Annotated in this window: 26 protein-coding genes; all 26 read right to left on the bottom strand. The window is 66.9% G+C overall.

The annotated features are described in order from the left end of the window. Positions 1-2 precede the first annotated feature (2 nt). Positions 3-539 carry a 50S ribosomal protein L6 gene (gene rplF, locus FFA01_RS04355; protein WP_146853361.1) on the bottom strand — a complete coding sequence of 179 codons (537 nt, stop codon included), beginning with the start codon at positions 537-539 and terminating at the stop codon, positions 3-5. A 6-nt stretch (positions 540-545) separates the two neighbouring features. After that, positions 546-944 carry a 30S ribosomal protein S8 gene (rpsH, locus tag FFA01_RS04350; protein WP_146853359.1) on the bottom strand — a complete coding sequence of 133 codons (399 nt, stop codon included), beginning with the start codon at positions 942-944 and terminating at the stop codon, positions 546-548. A 141-nt stretch (positions 945-1,085) separates the two neighbouring features. Further along, positions 1,086-1,670 carry a 50S ribosomal protein L5 gene (gene rplE, locus FFA01_RS04345; protein ID WP_146853357.1) on the bottom strand — a complete coding sequence of 195 codons (585 nt, stop codon included), beginning with the start codon at positions 1,668-1,670 and terminating at the stop codon, positions 1,086-1,088. Then, positions 1,670-2,029, bottom strand: a complete 360-nt coding sequence (rplX, locus tag FFA01_RS04340) for a 50S ribosomal protein L24 (RefSeq protein WP_146853355.1) — start codon at positions 2,027-2,029, stop codon at positions 1,670-1,672. The genes rplE and rplX overlap by 1 nt, the downstream gene beginning before the upstream one ends. A 3-nt stretch (positions 2,030-2,032) precedes the next feature. Continuing rightward, positions 2,033-2,401, bottom strand: coding sequence for a 50S ribosomal protein L14 (rplN, locus tag FFA01_RS04335; RefSeq protein ID WP_043593350.1), 369 nt, complete (start codon positions 2,399-2,401; stop codon positions 2,033-2,035). Positions 2,402-2,435: 34 nt separating this feature from the next. Then, positions 2,436-2,732 carry a 30S ribosomal protein S17 gene (gene rpsQ / locus FFA01_RS04330; RefSeq protein ID WP_146853353.1) on the bottom strand — a complete coding sequence of 99 codons (297 nt, stop codon included), beginning with the start codon at positions 2,730-2,732 and terminating at the stop codon, positions 2,436-2,438. After that, entirely contained in the window at positions 2,732-3,061 is a 330-nt protein-coding gene (rpmC, locus tag FFA01_RS04325; RefSeq protein WP_146853351.1) for a 50S ribosomal protein L29, read from the bottom strand. Before rpmC ends, rpsQ begins: the two co-directional genes overlap by 1 nt. Beyond that, entirely contained in the window at positions 3,061-3,480 is a 420-nt protein-coding gene (rplP, locus tag FFA01_RS04320) for a 50S ribosomal protein L16 (protein WP_146853349.1), read from the bottom strand. Before rplP ends, rpmC begins: the two co-directional genes overlap by 1 nt. Positions 3,481-3,482: 2 nt before the next feature. Further along, positions 3,483-4,262, bottom strand: a complete 780-nt coding sequence (gene rpsC, locus FFA01_RS04315; protein ID WP_123355174.1) for a 30S ribosomal protein S3 — start codon at positions 4,260-4,262, stop codon at positions 3,483-3,485. Further along, positions 4,262-4,654, bottom strand: coding sequence for a 50S ribosomal protein L22 (gene rplV / locus FFA01_RS04310; protein ID WP_146853347.1), 393 nt, complete (start codon positions 4,652-4,654; stop codon positions 4,262-4,264). The genes rpsC and rplV overlap by 1 nt, the downstream gene beginning before the upstream one ends. Positions 4,655-4,678: 24 nt before the next feature. Then, positions 4,679-4,960: a 30S ribosomal protein S19 gene (gene rpsS, locus FFA01_RS04305; protein WP_055799891.1), complete on the bottom strand. Its 282-nt coding sequence runs from the start codon at positions 4,958-4,960 to the stop codon at positions 4,679-4,681. Between the two features lie 12 nt (positions 4,961-4,972). Next, complete coding sequence (rplB, locus tag FFA01_RS04300; protein WP_146853345.1) at positions 4,973-5,812, bottom strand: 50S ribosomal protein L2; 840 nt, start codon at positions 5,810-5,812, stop codon at positions 4,973-4,975. Positions 5,813-5,830: 18 nt separating this feature from the next. Continuing rightward, positions 5,831-6,130 carry a 50S ribosomal protein L23 gene (gene rplW / locus FFA01_RS04295; RefSeq protein WP_146853343.1) on the bottom strand — a complete coding sequence of 100 codons (300 nt, stop codon included), beginning with the start codon at positions 6,128-6,130 and terminating at the stop codon, positions 5,831-5,833. Next, positions 6,127-6,789, bottom strand: coding sequence for a 50S ribosomal protein L4 (gene rplD / locus FFA01_RS04290; RefSeq protein WP_146853341.1), 663 nt, complete (start codon positions 6,787-6,789; stop codon positions 6,127-6,129). Before rplD ends, rplW begins: the two co-directional genes overlap by 4 nt. A 3-nt stretch (positions 6,790-6,792) precedes the next feature. Beyond that, positions 6,793-7,443: a 50S ribosomal protein L3 gene (gene rplC / locus FFA01_RS04285; protein ID WP_167627285.1), complete on the bottom strand. Its 651-nt coding sequence runs from the start codon at positions 7,441-7,443 to the stop codon at positions 6,793-6,795. A 17-nt stretch (positions 7,444-7,460) separates the two neighbouring features. Then, positions 7,461-7,769 (bottom strand): 30S ribosomal protein S10, encoded by a 309-nt coding sequence (gene rpsJ, locus FFA01_RS04280; RefSeq protein ID WP_043593369.1) that lies wholly within the window; start codon positions 7,767-7,769, stop codon positions 7,461-7,463. 427 nt (positions 7,770-8,196) lie between these two features. Continuing rightward, positions 8,197-9,024 carry a DarT ssDNA thymidine ADP-ribosyltransferase family protein gene (locus FFA01_RS04275; protein WP_220478432.1) on the bottom strand — a complete coding sequence of 276 codons (828 nt, stop codon included), beginning with the start codon at positions 9,022-9,024 and terminating at the stop codon, positions 8,197-8,199. 95 nt (positions 9,025-9,119) lie between these two features. Then, entirely contained in the window at positions 9,120-10,094 is a 975-nt protein-coding gene (locus tag FFA01_RS04270; RefSeq protein WP_146853339.1) for a DNA topoisomerase IB, read from the bottom strand. Between the two features lie 91 nt (positions 10,095-10,185). Beyond that, positions 10,186-10,398: an Rv0909 family putative TA system antitoxin gene (locus tag FFA01_RS04265; protein ID WP_146853338.1), complete on the bottom strand. Its 213-nt coding sequence runs from the start codon at positions 10,396-10,398 to the stop codon at positions 10,186-10,188. Between the two features lie 122 nt (positions 10,399-10,520). Next, entirely contained in the window at positions 10,521-11,714 is a 1,194-nt protein-coding gene (gene tuf / locus FFA01_RS04260) for an elongation factor Tu (protein WP_055811942.1), read from the bottom strand. A 126-nt stretch (positions 11,715-11,840) separates the two neighbouring features. Then, positions 11,841-13,955, bottom strand: coding sequence for an elongation factor G (fusA, locus tag FFA01_RS04255; protein WP_146853336.1), 2,115 nt, complete (start codon positions 13,953-13,955; stop codon positions 11,841-11,843). 87 nt (positions 13,956-14,042) lie between these two features. Continuing rightward, positions 14,043-14,513 carry a 30S ribosomal protein S7 gene (gene rpsG, locus FFA01_RS04250; protein WP_146853334.1) on the bottom strand — a complete coding sequence of 157 codons (471 nt, stop codon included), beginning with the start codon at positions 14,511-14,513 and terminating at the stop codon, positions 14,043-14,045. Further along, the gene (gene rpsL, locus FFA01_RS04245; RefSeq protein ID WP_056043579.1) at positions 14,513-14,887 is read right to left on the bottom strand and encodes a 30S ribosomal protein S12; all 375 of its coding nucleotides are present in this window, start codon (positions 14,885-14,887) and stop codon (positions 14,513-14,515) included. Before rpsL ends, rpsG begins: the two co-directional genes overlap by 1 nt. 285 nt (positions 14,888-15,172) lie before the next feature. After that, on the bottom strand, positions 15,173-15,715 hold the full coding sequence (locus tag FFA01_RS04240; RefSeq protein WP_146853332.1) for a DUF6121 family protein: 543 nt from the start codon (positions 15,713-15,715) through the stop codon (positions 15,173-15,175). A gap of 9 nt (positions 15,716-15,724) precedes the next feature. After that, complete coding sequence (locus tag FFA01_RS16085) at positions 15,725-16,183, bottom strand: CBU_0592 family membrane protein (RefSeq protein ID WP_182501202.1); 459 nt, start codon at positions 16,181-16,183, stop codon at positions 15,725-15,727. A 111-nt stretch (positions 16,184-16,294) separates the two neighbouring features. After that, complete coding sequence (locus FFA01_RS04230) at positions 16,295-16,834, bottom strand: GNAT family N-acetyltransferase (protein WP_182501201.1); 540 nt, start codon at positions 16,832-16,834, stop codon at positions 16,295-16,297. Positions 16,835-16,928: the final 94 nt, after the last annotated feature.

The raw sequence follows: 16,928 nt of genomic DNA, 5'->3' as shown, positions 1-16,928 counted from the left end.
GATTACTTACCTGACTTTCCGGCCTTGCGGCGGACGACCTCGCCGGCGTAGCGCACGCCCTTGCCCTTGTAGGGCTCGGGCTTGCGCAGCTTGCGGATGTTGGCGGCGACTTCGCCGACGGCCTGCTTGTCGATTCCGACGACCGTGAGCTTGTTGTTGCCTTCGACCGTGAAGCTGATGCCCACGGGCGGCTCGACGGTGATGGGGTGCGAGTAACCCAGAGCGAACTCGACGTTCGAGCCCTTGGCCTGGACGCGGTAACCGGTACCGACGACCTCGAGACCCTTCGTGTAGCCCTGCGTCACACCGATGATCTGGTTGGCGATGAGGGTACGGGTGAGGCCGTGCAGCGAACGCGACTCGCGCTCGTCGTCGGGGCGGGTCACGACGACCGTGCCCTCTTCGAGCTTGGCTTCGATGGGGCTCTTCACGACGAGCGACAGCTCACCCTTGGGGCCCTTGACGGTGACGGCCTGGCCGTCGATCTTCACGTCGACCCCGGCAGGGATCGAGATGGGGAGTCTTCCGATTCGTGACATGACGAATTACCACACGTAGGCGATGACTTCTCCGCCCACGCCCTTCTTCTCGGCCTCGCGGTCGGTCAGAAGACCGGAGGAAGTCGACAGGATGGCGACGCCGAGGCCGCCCAGAACCTGGGGGATCTCGGTCGACTTGGCGTAGACCCGGAGTCCGGGCTTCGACACGCGCTTGATGCCCTTGATGGAGCGTTCGCGGGCGGGGCCGTACTTCAGGTCGATCGTGAGGGTCTGTCCGACGCGTGCGTCTTCGACCTTCCACGACTCGATGAAACCCTCGCGCTTGAGGATCTCGGCGATGTGGGACTTGAGCTTGCTGCTCGGGAGCGACACGGTCTCGTGGAAGGCCGAGTTCGCGTTGCGCAGTCTGGTCAGCAGGTCTGCGACCGGATCTGTCATCGTCATGCGATTGATCTCTTTCTCATCCGGTTTCGACATCCGGTACACCGGGTGCCGACCTGGACGATCGGTTGGTCGTGGAGCGAATCTCCACGACCTCAGGGGAACGGCCGGCAACTCGACGTGCGAGTTGCCGACCGGACGATCTTAGTTGGCCGAGTCGGCCGAACGGAACGGGAAGCCGAGCGCCTTGAGCAGCGCGCGACCCTCGTCGTCGTTCTTGGCGGTGGTCACGACGGTGATGTCGAAGCCACGCACGCGGTCGATGCGGTCCTGATCGATCTCGTGGAACATGCTCTGCTCCGTGAGGCCGAACGTGTAGTTGCCGTTTCCGTCGAACTGGCGGTCGCTCAGACCACGGAAGTCGCGGATGCGGGGCAGTGCGAGCGACAGCAGCCGGTCGAGGAACTCCCACGCGCGGTCGCCGCGAAGCGTGACGTGGGCGCCGATGGGCTGACCCTCGCGCAGCTTGAACTGGGCGATCGACTTGCGGGCCTTCGTGACCTGCGGCTTCTGACCGGTGATGGCGGTGAGGTCCTTGATCGCGCCGTCGATGATCTTGCTGTCGCGGGCGGCCTCGCCGACACCGGTGTTCACGACGATCTTGACCAGGCCGGGGACCTGGTGGACGTTCGTGAAGCCGAAGTCGCTCTTCAGCTGCGGAAGGATCTCCGCACGGTACTTGGCCTTCAGACGGGGCAGAGCCGGCGTCGTGGTGGTGGTGTCAGTCATCAGAGGTTCTCTCCCGACGCCTTGGCGAAACGGACACGGACGGTCTTGGTGACGCCGTCCTTGGTGACCGTCTCTTCACGGAATCCGACGCGGGTCGGCTTCTTGGTCTTGGGGTCGACGATGGCGACGTTCGACACGTGGATCGGTGCCTCGTGCGTCTCGATGCCACCGGTCTTCGTGCCGCGCTGAGTCTGGCCGACGCGGACGTGCTTGGTGACGAAGTTGACACCCTCCACGACCACGCGGTTGCGCTCCACGAGCACCTCGAGGACCTTGCCCTGCTTGCCGCGGTCTCCGCCGCGGGCCTGCGTGGCGCCGCTGATGACCTGAACCAGGTCACCCTTCTTGATGTTTGCCATGACTTAGATAACCTCCGGCGCCAGCGAGATGATCTTCATGAACTTCTTGTCGCGAAGTTCGCGACCGACCGGCCCGAAGATGCGGGTACCACGGGGGTCCCCATCGGCCTTCAGGATCACTGCGGCGTTCTCGTCGAACTTGATGTAAGAGCCGTCCGGACGACGGACCTCTTTCTTGGTGCGAACGATGACGGCTTTGACGACGTCACCCTTCTTCACGTTGCCGCCGGGGATGGCGTCCTTCACCGTCGCGACGATGACGTCACCGAGACCGGCGTAACGGCGGCCGGAGCCTCCGAGGACGCGGATGGTGAGGATCTCTTTCGCACCGGTGTTGTCGGCGATCTTGAGGCGGGATTCCTGCTGAATCACTTGTGTCTCCTTCTACGCAAGCAGGCCGCGAGGCCTACTTCGCCTTCTCGAGGATCTCGACCAGGCGCCAGCGCTTGGAGGCGCTGAGCGGACGGGTCTCGCTGATCACGACGAGGTCGCCGACGCCGGCCGCGTTGGCCTCGTCGTGCGCCTTGACCTTGGACGTGCGGCGGATGACCTTGCCGTACAGGGGGTGCTTCACGCGGTCCTCGACCTCGACGACGATGGTCTTCTCCATCTTGTCGCTGGTCACGTAGCCGCGACGGGTCTTGCGGTAGCCGCGGACCTCGACAGCTGCCGAGTCGACCTCGGTCTTGTTCTCGGTAGCCATTACTTCTCCTCGGCGGTCTCGGCGGTGTCGGCGGCAGGCGCCTCGTCGGCGGCAGCCTTCTTGGTCGACTTCTTGGTCGCCTTGGGGGCGGCCTCGACCGGGGCGGGGGTGGCACGGATGCCGAGCTCGCGCTCACGCAGGACCGTGTAGATGCGAGCGATGTCGCGCTTCACGGCACGCAGGCGGCCGTGGCTCTCGAGCTGGCCGGTGGCCGACTGGAAGCGCAGGTTGAACAGCTCTTCTTTGGCCTTCTTGAGTTCGTCGACCAGACGCTCGTCTTCGAAAGTGTCGAGCTCGGTCGGACGGAGCTCTTTGGATCCGATCGCCATTATGCGTCGCCCTCCTCGCGCTTGATGATGCGTGCCTTGAGGGGCAGCTTGTGGATCGCACGAGTGAGTGCCTCGCGCGCGATTTCGTCACTGACGCCGCTGAGCTCGAAGAGCACGCGACCCGGCTTGACGTTGGCGACCCACCACTCGGGCGAGCCCTTACCGGAACCCATGCGGGTCTCGGCGGGCTTCTTCGTGAGGGGGCGGTCGGGGTAGATGTTGATCCAGACCTTGCCGCCACGCTTGATGTGACGCGTCATGGCGATACGAGCGGACTCGATCTGACGGTTGGTCACGTAAGCGGGCGTGATGGCCTGGATGCCGTACTCACCGAAGCTGACCTTGGTGCCACCAGTGGCCTGGCCACTGCGACCGGGGTGGTGCTGCTTGCGGTGCTTGACACGACGGGGAATAAGCATGGTTACGCCTCAGCTCCTGTGGTGGCGGGTGCCTTCTGCTCGCGGGGAGCGCGGTCGCCCCCGCCGCGACGGGCACCGTCACGGTCGTTGCGGCGCTCGGGGCGAGACGACTTCTGGTTCGCCTGCTCGCGCGCGAGCTCCTTGTTGGTGATGTCGCCCTTGTAGATCCAGACCTTCACACCGATGCGACCGAACGTGGTCTTGGCCTCGTAGAAGCCGTAGTCGATGTTGGCGCGGAGCGTGTGCAGAGGGACGCGGCCCTCGCGGTAGAACTCCGAGCGGCTCATCTCGGCGCCGCCGAGGCGACCCGACACCTGGATGCGGACACCCTTGGCGCCGGCGCGCTGAGCGCCCTGCAGGCCCTTGCGCATCGCACGACGGAACGCCACGCGAGCAGCGAGCTGCTCGGCGATGCCCTGTGCGACGAGCTGAGCCTCGGCCTCGGGGTTCTTGACCTCGAGGATGTTCAGCTGGATCTGCTTGCCCGTGAGCTTCTCGAGGTCGCCGCGGATGCGCTCGGCCTCGGCGCCACGACGCCCGATCACGATGCCCGGACGGGCCGTGTGGATGTCGACGCGGACGCGGTCGCGGGTGCGCTCGATCTCGATCTTCGCCACACCGGCGCGGTCGAGCGAGGTCTTGAGCAGCGTGCGGATCTTGACGTCTTCGGCGACATAGTCGCTGTAGCGCTGTCCCGGCTTGGTGCTGTCGGTGAACCACCGCGACACGTGGTCGGTGGTGATGCCCAGACGGAAGCCGTACGGGTTGACTTTCTGGCCCATTACTTGCTCGCCTTCTTCGTAGCGTCGGCAGCCTCGACCTCATCCGGCGTCGCGAGGACGATCGTGATGTGGCTGGTGCGCTTCAGGATCTGGAAGGCGCGGCCCTGTGCACGCGGCTGGAACCGCTTGAGGGTGGCGCCCTGGTCGACGAATGCACGGCTCACGTAGAGGTCCTGCTCGTCGAGGAAGCTGTTGTCCTTGTCCGCCTTGACTCGTGCGTTGGCCATGGCCGACGCGACGAGCTTGTAGACGGGCTCGCTCGCACCCTGGGGCGCGAACTTCAAGATGGCCAGTGCCTCCTGGGCCTGCTTGCCGCGGATCAGGTTGACGACGCGACGGGCCTTCATGGGGGTGACGCGGATGTGACGCACGCGTGCGATCGACTCCACCATTTCTCTCCTCCTTACGCCGCCGCGTTAGCGGCGACGACCCTTCTTGTCGTCCTTCACGTGACCACGGAAGGTGCGGGTGGGCGCGAACTCACCGAGCTTGTGGCCGATCATGCTCTCGGTCACGAACACGGGGATGTGCTTGCGTCCGTCGTGCACGGCGATGGTGTGTCCCAGCATGTTCGGGATGATCATCGATCGGCGCGACCAGGTCTTGATGACGTTCTTGGTGCTGGCCTCGTTCTGCGAGACGACCTTGCGAAGCAGGTGGTCGTCAACGAAGGGGCCCTTCTTAAGACTGCGTGGCATCTTCTACAACTCCTACTTACGCTTCTTGCCAGCGTTACGACGACGGACGATGAGCTTGTCGCTCTCCTTGTTGGGGTGGCGCGTGCGGCCTTCTTTCTGGCCCCACGGGCTGACCGGGTGGCGACCACCGGAGGTCTTGCCCTCACCACCACCGTGCGGGTGGTCGACGGGGTTCATCGCGACACCACGGACGGTCGGGCGGACGCCCTTCCAGCGCATGCGGCCGGCCTTGCCCCAGTTGATGTTCGACTGCTCGGCGTTGCCGACCTCGCCGATCGTGGCGCGGCAGCGGGCGTCGACGTTGCGGACTTCACCCGACGGCAGACGGAGCTGCGCGTAGGGGCCGTCCTTGGCGACGAGACGGACCGAGGCACCGGCCGAGCGGGCCATCTTCGCGCCGCCACCGGGCTTGAGCTCGATGGCGTGGATGACGGTACCCACGGGGATGTTCTTGAGCGGCAGGTTGTTGCCGGGCTTGATGTCGGCTCCGGGACCGGACTCGACGATGTCACCCTGCGACAGCTTGTTCGGCGCGATGATGTAGCGCTTGGTGCCGTCCACGAAGTGGAGCAGCGCGATGCGCGCGGTGCGGTTGGGGTCGTACTCGATGTGAGCGACCTTGGCGTTGACGCCGTCCTTGTCGTTACGACGGAAGTCGATCACGCGGTACTGGCGCTTGTGGCCACCACCGATGTGACGCGTCGTGATACGGCCGGCGTTGTTGCGCCCACCGGACTTCGACAGCGGACGGAGCAGCGACTTCTCAGGCGTCGAGCGTGTGATCTCGGCGAAGTCGGCGACCGACGAACCGCGGCGGCCCGGGGTCGTGGGCTTGTAGTTACGAATAGCCATGTTTTATCCCTCTGCTCCCTAGCCGACAGCCGTGAAGATGTCGATGGAACCGGACTTGAGCGTCACGATGGCGCGCTTGGTGTCCTTGCGCTTGCCGGTACCGAAACGGGTGCGACGGGTCTTGCCCGTTCGGTTGAGCGTGTTGATGCTGTCGACCTTGACGTCGAAGATCTTCTCGATGGCGAGCTTGATCTCGGTCTTGTTCGACCGCGGGTCGACGATGAAGGTGTACTTGCCCTGGTCGATCAGGGAGTAGCTCTTCTCGGAGACGACGGGCGCGATGATGACGTCGCGGGGGTCTTTTCCGTAGCCGCTCATGCGGAGGCCTCCTTCTTGGTCTTCGAGGCGACGAAGCCGTCGAAGGCGCTCTTGGTGAAGACGATGTCGTCGCTGACCAGCACGTCGTAGGCGTTGAGCTGGTCGTACGTGATCACGTGGACCGTGGGCACGTTGCGGACGCTCTTGCGGGTCAGCTCGTCGTCGCGGTCGATGACGACCAGGACGTGCTTGCTGGACGCGATCGTCGCGAGCAGGTCGAGCGCGACCTTGGTCGAGATCGTGTCGGCCACGAAGCCCTCGACGACGTGGACGCGGGCACCGCGGGCACGGTCGGAGAGAGCCCCGAGGAGCGCGGCGGCGATCATCTTCTTGGGGGTGCGCTGCGCGTAGTCACGCGGCTGCGGACCGTGGACGATGCCACCGCCGGTCATCTGAGGGGCGCGGATCGAGCCCTGACGAGCGCGACCGGTTCCCTTCTGCTTGAACGGCTTGCGGCCGGCGCCGGAGACCTCGCCACGACGCTTGGTCTTGTGGGTTCCCTGACGAGCGGCGGCCTGCTGGGCGACGACGACCTGGTGGATGAGCGGGACGTTGGTGACGACGTCGAACAGCTCGACGGGCAGCTCGACCGTGCTGGTCTTGGCGCCCTTGGCGTCGACGACGTCGACCGAGGTGGCCGATGCGGTAGTGGTGGCCATGAGCTACTTCCCCTTCACGGCGGTACGGACGAAAACGATGCGGCCACGAGCGCCGGGGACGGCGCCCTTGACGAGCAGCAGACCCTTCTCGGCGTCGACGGCGTGCACCGTGAGGTTCAGGATGGTGACGCGGTCCCCACCCATGCGACCGGCCATGCGCATGCCCTTGAAGACACGGCTGGGGGTCGACGAAGCACCGATCGAGCCGGGCTTGCGGTGGTTGCGGTGTGCACCGTGCGAGGCGCCGACGCCCTTGAAGTTGTGACGCTTCATGACACCGGCGAAGCCCTTGCCCTTGGAGGTGCCGACGACGTCGACCTTCTGGCCGGCCTCGAAGGTGTCGACCGTGAGCTCCTGGCCGAGTGCGTACTCGGCTGCGTCGGCGGTGCGGACCTCGGTGAGGTGACGACGGGGCGTCACACCGGCGGCGTCGAAGTGACCGACGGCGGGCTTGGTGGCCTTGCGGGGGTCGATCTGGCCGGCGGCGATCTGGACGGCCGTGTAGCCGTCCTTCTCGAGCGAGCGGACCTGGGTCACGACGTTCGGGGCGATCTCCACGACGGTGACGGGGATGAGCTTGTTGTTCTCGTCCCAGACCTGGGTCATGCCGAGCTTCTTGCCGAGCAGGCCCTTGACGTTCTTGGTGGTGCTGATGGTCATGGTCGCCTCCCCTAGAGCTTGATCTCGATGTTGACGTCGGCAGGCAGGTCGAGACGCATCAGCGAGTCGACGGCCTTCGGCGTCGGGTCGACGATGTCGATCAGACGCTTGTGCGTGCGCTTCTCGAAGTGCTCGCGCGAGTCCTTGTACTTGTGGGGCGAACGGATCACGACGACCACGTTCTTCTCGGTCGGCAGCGGCACGGGGCCGACCACCGTAGCGCCCGCGCGGGTGACCGTGTCGACGATCTTGCGCGCGGAAGTGTCGATGACCTCGTGGTCGTACGACTTAAGTCGGATGCGGATCTTTTGTCCCGCCATGTGTGACTCTCTCTCATTCGGACGTCGCGCACCTCGAGGGCCGCCTGACGCTGTTTGCTGGGCAAACATCTGGCACTACGTGTCTCTCGCGTACCGCTGTTCTTGTGTCAATCCATCTCGGATTCCCGACGATGGCCGCAGAGAAGACCCGGGGAGGGCAATCATCTTTGTCATCGCCGTGCAGAGCTTCGCCCGTGAGGGCCAGCGTCGCTGGGGATTCCGTTGTGAGATGTGTCCTGCTACCCGCGGCCCAGACGTCTTGCGTCTGTGCACTGCCTGGCAGTGATCCGTGGTCGCGCCCGAGGCGCAACTCGAAATGTTGAACTAGACGATTTTGCCACACGCCTGCATTTGCTGCAACCCGGGCGTGTCGCGACTTTTCCGGGATGCCGCGCGCGCCTCCTCGGCCGACGCGGCACCCCGTCGATCAGGCCTGCTCGACGGGCGAGGGCCGGAACCAGGGCGGGTACACCGCGACGCGCGGCGCGTGTCCGCCGGCGTCGGCGATGAGGCTCTTGACCGCGTCGCGGACCTTGTCGTTCGGCACGCCGACGAGCGTGACGGCGTCGAACGCGACGCGGGTCGGGACGAGCACCTCGGGCTCGAGCAGATCGGGGTCGGCCAACGAGAACCGCCGCACCATGCGCGAGGCGTCGTCGAGGCCGGCTGCGGCACGGACCCCCTGGACGGCCGCGTCACCCTCGGTGATCACGAACTCCTCGCCGAGGGCCGATACGGGCACCACGAGCATGACGAAGTCGGTGGCCTTGGCCGTGCGAGCGGCATCGGACCACTCGTAGCCCTCTGCACCGGTGCGGAGGGTGTCCCAGGCGGAGGCGTGCGGGGACAGCGAGAACGGGACGTGGTCGGCCACCGGCGCTCCGGAGGCGGCGGTCACGGAGGCGCGCAGGGCCCGGGTGGCCTCGGAGCTGACGTCGAGCACCGGGGCGGCGCCCGCGGTCAGCTCGCCGGACTCGAGGATGGCGGGCAGGTTGGAGACGTGCGTCCAGTGGTACACGCGCTGCTGAGCGAACTCGGGCACGGGGGTCATGGCCGACTGCGCCGCCACCGCGGAGGCGGCGGAGTCGCGGGCCAGGGCCGGCGTGCTGCGCAGCGACTCCGGCTTGCGCGAGGCGGCGCGGCGCTTGGTCGGGAGGGTCTTCACCTGCCCGTCGGCGTCGACCTGGGGCTCGCGTTTGCGAGGTGCGCAGATGTCGCAGAGCTCCCTCTCGAATCCGTGGATGCACTCGTCCATCACTGCAGTAGTTCCTCTCGGGCGTCGGACTCGATCCGACGCAACCCTCAACGGTACGTCATCCAGCCATGCGGATGTGAACGCGTCCGGTCGACTCAGCGGTAGAGCAGCGCCCTGACCTCGGATTCCGCGGAGCCGAGCCGCGACGGGTCGATGGTCTCGCCGTGCTCGTACGCGTCGACGAGACGGGGATCGACGTACGACGACCGCGCGACCGTCGGGGTGTTGCCCAGGACCTCGGCGGCCGCCGCCATCGCCCCGCTGAGCGCCCGGCGCCGCGCCGGCGGCCTGTCCTGCGGTCCGGTGCGCGCGAGACTCACCGCCGCGGCCACGGTGCCGTGGAGGGTGCGGAAGTCCTTGGCGCTGAAGTCGCCGCCCGTCTGGTCCTTCACGTAGTCGTTGATCTCGGACGCGTGCAGAGGGCGCCAGCGGTCACCGGGCTCGGGTCGCCAGGCGAGGAGTCGGGCCCGTCCCCCACGCGTCTTGAGTCCGCGCACGACCCCGGCCAGGTCGGCATCGACGATGCGGGACTCCCAGGCCTGACCGCTCTTCGCCGGGAAGGCCAGCGAGACCACGTCGCCCGACACCGAGACGTGCGCGCACAGGAGCGTCGACAGCCCGTGGCTGCCGTGCTGCTCGGCGTACCGCTCGGAGCCGACCCGCAGGGAGCCGGTGTCGAGCATGCGGAAGGCGGCGGCGAGAGCCCGGGCCCGCACGGGCTCGTCGAGGTGGAGGTCGCGGGTGACGCGGCTTCGTGCCGTCGGCAGCGACTCGGCCAGCGCCATGGCCCGGTCGAACTTGAGCCGGTCCTTCTGCTCGCGCCAGGTGGGGTGGTAGATGTACTGTCGGCGTCCGGCCGCATCGACGCCCGTCGCCTGCACGTGCCCGTTCGGGTAGGGGGCGATCCAGACGTCCGTCCAGGCCGGCGGGATGCCGAGGTGCTCGATGCGCGTGCGCAGGTCCGGATCGCCGACGGTGACACCGGCTTCGTCGACGTAGGTGAAGCCCCGACCGGAACGGCGTCGTCGGATGCCCGGAGCGCTGGAATCGGATCGACGGAGGCGCGGCATCGTTCGAGTCAACACCGCCTGCGGTCGGTGCTCCCCGGAAAACAGGAGGAGGCGGTCCGCATCGGTGCGGACCGCCTCCTGATCGCCTGGGCTACTGGTTGCCGATCTTCTTGTCGGCCTGCTGCTTCGCCTGCTCGATCTTGTCGCTGTGCTTGCCGCCGGTCGCCTTGTCGGCGGCCTTGGCGACGGCGTCGAGGATGCCGTCGCTGACACCCTCCGCCTTCTCGCTCTTGAGGGCGTCCTGCACCTTGCCGTCGTTGAGGAAGGCCTGGGCCTTCTTGCTGATGTCGTCGAAGCCTGCCATGAGTCCTCCTGTCGATGCCGGTGGATCCGGCGTCGCCCCATGGTGCACCCGGAGACGAGAAAGAGGCCGGACCCCGGGGGGTCCGACCTCTCTCGAGATCAGCAGTGCTGGAGAACCAGTACTTACTTGACGATCTTGGTGACGGTACCGGCACCCACCGTGCGGCCACCCTCGCGGATGGCGAAGCGGAGGCCCTCTTCCATGGCGATCGGCTGGATCAGCTGGACGGTGATCTCAGTCGTGTCGCCGGGCATGACCATCTCGGTGCCCTCGGGCAGCGTGATGACGCCCGTGACGTCGGTGGTGCGGAAGTAGAACTGCGGGCGGTAGTTCGCGTAGAACGGGTTGTGACGCCCACCCTCGTCCTTGGACAGGATGTAGACGTTCGCCTCGAACTCGGTGTGGGGCGTGATCGAGCCGGGCTTGACCACGACCTGGCCGCGCTCGACGTCCTCGCGCTTGGTACCACGGAGCAGGAGGCCGACGTTCTCACCGGCGCGCGCGTCTTCGAGGGTCTTGCGGAACATCTCGATGGCGGTGACGGTCGTCTTCGACGACTTCTCCTTGATGCCGACGATCTCGACCTCGTCGTTCGGCTTCAGGATGCCGCGCTCGACACGACCGGTGATGACGGTTCCACGACCGGTGATCGTGAAGACGTCTTCCACGGGCATGAGGAAGGGCTGGTCCGTGGCACGGACGGGCTCGGGGACGTTCTCGTCGACCTGGTCCATCAGGTCGGCGACCGTGGCGGCCCACTTCTCGTCGCCCTCGAGGGCCTTGAGAGCGGAGACCTGCACGACGGGAGCGTTGTCGCCGTCGAAGTCCTGGCTGGAGAGGAGCTCGCGCACCTCGATCTCGACGAGCTCGAGGATCTCCTCGTCGTCGACCATGTCGGACTTGTTCAGGGCCACGACGATGTAGGGCACGCCGACCTGGCGGGCGAGCAGCACGTGCTCACGCGTCTGGGGCATCGGGCCGTCGGTGGCGGCGACCACGAGGATCGCGCCGTCCATCTGAGCCGCGCCGGTGATCATGTTCTTGATGTAGTCGGCGTGACCGGGAGCGTCGACGTGAGCGTAGTGACGCTTCTCCGTCTGGTACTCGACGTGCGAGATGTTGATCGTGATGCCGCGCTGCTTCTCTTCGGGCGCGTTGTCGATCTGGTCGAAGGCCGACGCCTCGTTGAGGGTCGGGTACTTGTCGTGCAGGACCTTGGTGATCGCCGCGGTCAGCGTGGTCTTGCCGTGGTCGACGTGACCGATGGTTCCGATGTTGACGTGCGGCTTGGTCCGCTCGAACTTGGCCTTAGCCACTGTGGGTCCTCCTCAGGACTCGGTTGCAGTGGAGCCGGGGGCCGGGTCGATGACCCGGCCTACCGGACACTGCGGATTGGTGTGTGTACATGTTACGCGGTCGAGGTTCGGCCGCGTGGTTCGGGACTATTCGCCCTTGTTCTTCTGGATGATCTCCTCGGCGACAGCCGAGGGGACTTCCTGATAGGACTCGAACGTCATCGAGTAGACGGCACGACCCGAGGTCTTCGACCGAAGGTCACCGACGTATCCGAACATCTCCGACAGCGGCACGCTGGCCCGAACGACCTTCACACCACTGGCGTCTTCCATCGACGAGATCTGCCCGCGTCGCGAGCTCAGGTCGCCGATGACGTCGCCCATGTATTCCTCGGGCGTACGGACCTCGACCGCCATGAGCGGCTCGAGGAGAACGGGCTGGGCCTTGCGAGCCGCCTCTTTGTAGGCGATCGACCCAGCGATCTTGAAGGCCATCTCCGACGAGTCGACGTCGTGCGCCGCACCGTCGAGGAGCAGGGCCCGGACACCGACGGTCGGGTAACCGGCGAGGACACCGACCTGCATGGCGTCCTGGATGCCGGCGTCGACCGAGGGGATGTACTCGCGCGGGACGCGGCCACCGGTGACCTTGTTGACGAACTCGTACGTCGACTCGGCCGTGACCTCGAAGGGCTCGAGCGCGATCTGGACCTTGGCGAACTGACCCGACCCACCGGTCTGCTTCTTGTGGGTGTAGTCGTACCGCTCGATGCCCTTCTTGAGGGTCTCGCGGTAGGCCACCTGGGGCTTGCCGACGTTGGCCTCGACGTTGAACTCGCGCTTCATGCGGTCGACCAGGATGTCGAGGTGCAGCTCGCCCATGCCCTTGATGACCGTCTGGCCGGTCTCGGCGTTGAGCTCGACGCGGAACGTCGGGTCCTCTTCGGCGAGCTTCTGGATGGCCAGCGAGAGCTTCTCCTGATCGGCCTTGGTCTTGGGCTCGATGGCGACCTCGATGACGGGCTCGGGGAACGTCATCGACTCGAGCACGATCTGCTCGGACGGGTCGCACAGCGTGTCGCCGGTGGTGGTGAACTTCAGACCGATGACGGCGTAGATGTGGCCGGCGGTGACGCTGTCGACCGGGTTCTCCTTGTTGGAGTGCATCTGGAAGATCTTGCCGATGCGCTCCTTCTTGTCCTTGGTCGAGTTGATGACCTGAGCACCCGACTCGATCGACCCGGAGTAGACGCGGACGTACGTGAGACGACCGAAGAAGGGGTGCACCGCGACCTTGAACGCGAGAGCCGAGAAGGGCTCCGACGACTCGGGCTTGCGGATGATGATCTTCTCGGCGTCGCGGACGTCGTGGCCCTCCATCGGAGGCACGTCGAGGGGCGAGGGGAGGTAGTCGATGACCGCGTCGAGCATCGGCTGCACGCCGCGGTTCTTGAAGGCCGAACCGCAGAAGATCGGGTAGAGCTCGGAGTTGACCGTCATCTTGCGGACGGCGCCCTTGATCTCGGCGATCGTGAGCTCTTCGCCGCCGAAGTACTTCTCGAGGAGCGCGTCGTCGGACTCGGCGACGGTCTCGAGGAGCTTGGCGCGGTACTCCGCCGCCTTCTCCTTGAGGTCTTCCGGGATCTCCTCGATCTCGTACTTGGCGCCCAGCTCGACGTCACCCTTGGCGTCGCCGCGCCAGGTCAGCGCGCGCATCTCGACCAGGTCGACGACGCCCTCGAAGGAGCTCTCCGAACCGATCGGGAGCTGCATGACCAGGGGCTTCGCGCCGAGGCGGTTGATGATCGTGTCGACCGTGAAGTAGAAGTCGGCGCCGAGCTTGTCCATCTTGTTGACGAAGCAGATGCGCGGGACGTCGTACTTGTCGGCCTGACGCCAGACGGTCTCGGACTGGGGCTCGACGCCCTCCTTGCCGTCGAAGACGGCGACGGCGCCGTCGAGCACGCGCAGCGAGCGCTCGACCTCGACGGTGAAGTCGACGTGACCGGGGGTGTCGATGATGTTGATCTGGTTCTTGTTCCAGAAGCACGTCGTCGCGGCCGAGGTGATGGTGATGCCGCGCTCCTGCTCCTGCGCCATCCAGTCCATCGTGGCCGCACCGTCGTGGACCTCACCGATCTTGTGGGTGATGCCCGTGTAGTACAGGATGCGCTCGGTCGTCGTCGTCTTGCCAGCATCGATGTGAGCCATGATGCCGATGTTGCGGACCTTGTTCAGGTCGGTGAGCACGTCCTGTGCCACGGGTTCCTCCGAAGGGGTAGGTGGGGAAGTTGGGGGGCCGAGGAGGCGCGGGGCGCGGGGTGCGCGACCCGTGCCTCCTCGGACCGGTTACCAGCGGTAGTGCGCGAAGGCCTTGTTCGACTCGGCCATCTTGTGCGTGTCCTCGCGACGCTTGACAGCGGCGCCCAGACCGTTCGAGGCGTCGAGGATCTCGTTCATGAGACGCTCGGTCATGGTCTTCTCGCGACGAGCCTTGGCGTAGCTGGTGAGCCAGCGGAGGGCCAGGGTGTTGGCGCGGTGGGGCTTGACCTCGACGGGGACCTGGTAGGTCGATCCACCGACACGACGCGAGCGGACCTCGAGCGTGGGGCGCACGTTGTCGAGCGCCTTCTTCAGCGTGGCGACGGCGTCCTGGTCGTTCTTGGCGGCGACGCCGGCGAGAGCACCGTAGACGATGCGCTCGGCGAGGCCCTTCTTGCCGTCGAGGAGGATCTTGTTGACGAGCTGGCTGACGATCGGCGCACCGTAGACCGGGTCGGCGACGACAGGGCGCTTGGGAGCGGGTCCTTTACGAGGCATTACTTCTTCTCTGCTTTCGCTCCGTAGCGGCTGCGAGCCTGCTTGCGGTTCTTGACGGCCTGCGTGTCGAGGGCGCCGCGGACGATCTTGTAGCGAACGCCGGGGAGGTCCTTCACACGACCGCCGCGCACGAGCACCATCGAGTGCTCCTGCAGGTTGTGGCCCTCGCCGGGGATGTAGGCGGTGACCTCGGTGCCGTTCGAGAGCTTGACACGAGCGACCTTGCGGAGCGCCGAGTTCGGCTTCTTGGGGGTGGTGGTGTACACACGGGTGCACACGCCACGCTGCTGGGGGTTGGCCTTCAGGGCGGGGGCCTTGGTCTTGACGACCTTCGGCGTGCGTCCCTTGCGGACCAGCTGCTGAATAGTTGGCACTGGTTCTCCTCGTTGGATCTCGACGTGGACGTTCGGCCACGGCGAGTCGCGCTGCTCTCGCATCGCTCTGCTCTGTCCGGCGGGTTCGCCGGCATCCTCGTCTCGATGACCGAGACGGTCTGTACCCGTCTCGACCCGGAGGCCGAGGGGGATTTTTCGGGCGCGCGGCTAAGCGCACACCCGCTAGAGCATATCTTCCACAGGGGGGTTAATCAAATGATCGCGGGGTCGTCGACACGCCCGGAGCGAACACGGTCCGGGCCTCGCGGGCTCCGCCGGCGGGGCTCAGCGAGGCGGCTCGATCCGCGAGACGGCCACGGTCCCGGCCACGACGAGGGCCGCCCAGAGGGCCGATCCGAGCACGAGCGGCGAGACCGCGTACCGGGCCGCGAACAGCGGCAGCCAGACCGCGCCCTCGCGGACGAGGGAGTATCCGACCGACCCCACGACGAGCATCGCGAGGTAGACGGCGACGCCGGTGCCGACGGCTCCGGGAAGCAGCCGGGGAGGCGCGTCACGGCCCGCCGACGTCCCGTCGCCTCCCGCCGGACCCGGTCGCCGAGGAGACGGCTCGGCGGGTTGCGCGGGGAACGCCCCGAGCATCGTGGGCGCATCGCCGTCGGCCGCGTCGGCCAGGGCCGCGGAGCGGAGCAGCGAGAGCAGGACGACGAGGACGGCGACCGCGAACATCGCCGGCCCGAGCAGAGTGCCCGCGTCGGTCTCGGAGATGACGTCACGGTCGAACAGGACGCTCTCGAACGCGGCGGTGGTGATGATCAACGCCGCGTAGAGGACGGTGCCCATCACCGCGTAGACGGCTCGCGACATCCTCCGAGGCTACGCCGGAGCGTGGCCCCGCGCCGCCTCGGACGCGGTCGCCTCCGACTCGGCCTGCTGATCGCGGGCGTGCTGGACGGCGGCGAACGTCACGACGGCCAGCGCGGCGGTGATGACGGGGACGGACTCGGCGAGGGGCGCGACCGGAGCGGACGGGGTCGGGGCCGCGAAGGCGGTGAGGGCGAGGGGGGCGACGGCCCGTGCCTCCTCGGCTCGACGGGCCGCCCGACGGCGACGGGACATGCCGACCAGGACGACGACGGCGATCACGGCCCAGATGGCGTTGACGATCGCGGAGGGGTACGCGCCGTGGCTGGCGACGTTGACCGAGATGCACAGCGCGCCGATCAGATTGGCCCACTGGTAGAGCGGACCGTTCGCCAGACGGCCGAGTGAGAACAGGCCGTAACCGGCGAGGATGACGACTGCGCCGACCCATCCCAGAACCTCGAAGACCACGCCGTTTCCTCCTGATGATCGCGCAGCGGACGATCGATCATACGGCCCGCCCCTACCCGTCCGACACCATGCGCGACCACCCCAGATCGGGGGTCGACCGAGGCGCCCGGATCAGCCGAGGAGGCGGTGGTACAGCACGTGGTCCTCCCACCTGCCGGCGATGCGCAGATAGCTCGCGGCGTAGCCGTACTCGACGAAGCCCGAGCGGCTCAGCACGGCCCGTGAGGCGGCGTTGCGCGGGAGGGCCCCCGCCTCGAGGCGGTGCAGGCGGAGGGTCTCCGCGGCGAAGTCGGCGACCGCCGCGACCGCCGCCGAGGCGAGTCCACGGCCGACGTGCTCGTGGTCGACCCAGTAGCCGACCGTCGCGCGTTGGGCGGGTCCGCGGACGATCTGGTTCAGCGAGATGCCGCCGACGATCTCGTCGCCCTCGACCAGGTGGAACGGCTGCCCCTCCCCCGCCGCCGCGTTCGCCAGACGGGCGGTGAGGAGGGTCCGCTGACCGTGCTCGCTGAAGAAGGACGGCGGGCGCTCCGGGTCCCACGGTGCGAGGTGCTCGCGGTTGCGCGTGTAGGCGGAGGCGAGGGGCGCGGCGTCGTCGACCCGCGCCTCCCTCAGGTGGACCGTGTCGGAGAGCGGACGTTCGTAGCGCACGCCCTCGACCCTAGCCGCCGGGCGGGCGGGTCCGACGGCCGGGTACGACGAAGGGCCCCCGCCCACGCGCGAGGCGTGGGCGGGGGCCCTTCGT

The organism is Frigoribacterium faeni (genome assembly GCF_007988805.1).
In the GTDB taxonomy this organism is placed as follows: Bacteria; Actinomycetota; Actinomycetes; order Actinomycetales; family Microbacteriaceae; genus Frigoribacterium; species Frigoribacterium faeni.
The sequence above is the reverse complement of the archived record's forward strand: the minus strand, read 5'-3'. Positions and strand labels throughout refer to the sequence as shown.

Coding starts and splice junctions, on each gene's coding strand:
- rplF (WP_146853361.1), bottom strand. CDS start 539: ATGTCACGAATCGGAAGACTCCCCATCTCGATCCCTGCCGGGGTCGAC.
- rpsH (WP_146853359.1), bottom strand. CDS start 944: ATGACGATGACAGATCCGGTCGCAGACCTGCTGACCAGACTGCGCAAC.
- rplE (WP_146853357.1), bottom strand. CDS start 1,670: ATGACTGACACCACCACCACGACGCCGGCTCTGCCCCGTCTGAAGGCC.
- rplX (WP_146853355.1), bottom strand. CDS start 2,029: ATGGCAAACATCAAGAAGGGTGACCTGGTTCAGGTCATCAGCGGCGCC.
- rpsQ (WP_146853353.1), bottom strand. CDS start 2,732: ATGGCTACCGAGAACAAGACCGAGGTCGACTCGGCAGCTGTCGAGGTC.
- rpmC (WP_146853351.1), bottom strand. CDS start 3,061: ATGGCGATCGGATCCAAAGAGCTCCGTCCGACCGAGCTCGACACTTTC.
- rplP (WP_146853349.1), bottom strand. CDS start 3,480: ATGCTTATTCCCCGTCGTGTCAAGCACCGCAAGCAGCACCACCCCGGT.
- rpsC (WP_123355174.1), bottom strand. CDS start 4,262: ATGGGCCAGAAAGTCAACCCGTACGGCTTCCGTCTGGGCATCACCACC.
- rplV (WP_146853347.1), bottom strand. CDS start 4,654: ATGGTGGAGTCGATCGCACGCGTGCGTCACATCCGCGTCACCCCCATG.
- rpsS (WP_055799891.1), bottom strand. CDS start 4,960: ATGCCACGCAGTCTTAAGAAGGGCCCCTTCGTTGACGACCACCTGCTT.
- rplB (WP_146853345.1), bottom strand. CDS start 5,812: ATGGCTATTCGTAACTACAAGCCCACGACCCCGGGCCGCCGCGGTTCG.
- rplW (WP_146853343.1), bottom strand. CDS start 6,130: ATGAGCGGCTACGGAAAAGACCCCCGCGACGTCATCATCGCGCCCGTC.
- rplD (WP_146853341.1), bottom strand. CDS start 6,789: ATGGCCACCACTACCGCATCGGCCACCTCGGTCGACGTCGTCGACGCC.
- rpsJ (WP_043593369.1), bottom strand. CDS start 7,769: ATGGCGGGACAAAAGATCCGCATCCGACTTAAGTCGTACGACCACGAG.
- FFA01_RS04275 (WP_220478432.1), bottom strand. CDS start 9,024: ATGGACGAGTGCATCCACGGATTCGAGAGGGAGCTCTGCGACATCTGC.
- FFA01_RS04270 (WP_146853339.1), bottom strand. CDS start 10,094: ATGCCGCGCCTCCGTCGATCCGATTCCAGCGCTCCGGGCATCCGACGA.
- FFA01_RS04265 (WP_146853338.1), bottom strand. CDS start 10,398: ATGGCAGGCTTCGACGACATCAGCAAGAAGGCCCAGGCCTTCCTCAAC.
- rpsG (WP_146853334.1), bottom strand. CDS start 14,513: ATGCCTCGTAAAGGACCCGCTCCCAAGCGCCCTGTCGTCGCCGACCCG.
- FFA01_RS04240 (WP_146853332.1), bottom strand. CDS start 15,715: ATGTCGCGAGCCGTCTACGCGGTGATGGGCACCGTCCTCTACGCGGCG.